The organism is Kocuria atrinae, assembly GCF_039531425.1.
GTDB lineage: Bacteria > Actinomycetota > Actinomycetes > Actinomycetales > Micrococcaceae > Kocuria > Kocuria atrinae.
In genome coordinates, this window is record NZ_BAAAQA010000035.1 from 1 (window position 1) to 1,323 (window position 1,323).

At 56.7% G+C, this 1,323-nt stretch carries 1 protein-coding gene; it reads left to right on the plus strand.

The annotated features are described in order from the left end of the window. Positions 1 to 688: 688 nt before the first annotated feature. Entirely contained in the window at positions 689 to 1,219 is a 531-nt protein-coding gene (locus ABD283_RS13915) for a hypothetical protein (protein ID WP_344225547.1), read from the plus strand. The last annotated feature ends 104 nt before the right edge of the window (positions 1,220 to 1,323 follow it).

Sequence of the window (1,323 nt, forward strand, 5' to 3'; positions counted from 1 at the left end):
AAGTCCTGACACACCAAACGTCACCGATGTCCTGACACAAAACTGTCACCAAAGACCTGAGACATCACACCTCTTTTCGAGGCAGAATTCAGTAATAGGGAACCTTAAACCGTCACCGATGTCCTGACACAGAACTGTCACCGATGTCCTGAGACATCACCAACCCGAAGCCTGTGGATAACTAAACCTGCATCTGACGGTATTCACGTATGTTCCAGACATGCGTCGTGTTCCCGCTCTGGACCTGGGTGAGTACCCAGAGGTGAAACCATTTGCCGACTGGGGGCGCCGGAATGAGCAGCTTCTGCGAGACCCCAGCATGCAATCGCTCGCACGAGGGCTCTGGGTTCACAGTTCCGAACCGTTGTCTCCCGTCCAACGGGCAGCCCTTCTGCAACGACACCTCAAGACGAGCAAGAACTTTCTGCGTGTCACCGGACTGAGCGCACTCGAACTCTTGGACTTGCCCATTGGAGAGACGCAATCCTGGGTCAATCCGCTATTGGGTCACCGCGCGCCTGAACGGGAAGCAGAGTTTGATGCGGCGATGTCCGTACCCCATTTGTCCTGGCACGGAAACCGGATTCGGACGTACGCCGCTGGGTGCCGGATTACCAAGTCCCGCGGGCTCAGTCGTTATTACGGCCCATGGGGTTGCTTTGTTGCGCACCCGGTAGAGGCTCTTGTCGTGGCTGCGCCCTATCTCTCCATGTGGCGACTCATCGCCTGTGTAGACGCCTTGTTGTCGCGCAGAATCGTGGTCGAAGAGAAAGTACCCCTGCGAGCCTTCACCGCCGAGGTAATTGGCGAAGCCCTCGACCAGCTCCCGCCCAGTTCACCCTCGGTACGCCGCGTCCGAACCGCTCTACATGCTGCCTATGACCAGGTGTGGTCGCCCAACGAGACGTTGACTCGTCTCATCGCGCTACGCCACGGATTTCCTCCACCGAGAACGAATTACCACGTGGCGCCTCGAGGACGGCATTTTTACATTGACCTGGCCTGGCCCGAGTCAATGACCGCAATCGAATACAACGGGGAAGTTCACTACAAAAACCGATCCCAGTACGAGAACGAAAACTACCGGCTCCAACTCATCCGCGAAGCCGGCTGGGACGTGCAAGTTCTGGTGTGGCGGGACCTGTGGGACCCAGAGCAGCGTCGATCATGGCTCGATTTCCTGGCCAGGAAGCTGGGCCCACCTACCCGAAAGGTTTAAGGTTCCTTATCCCTCATTTTCGTGCTCGAAAAAGGTGTTATGTCTCAGGACATCGGTGACAGTTCTGTGTCAGGACATCGGTGACGGTTTGAAGGGTTTAGGTG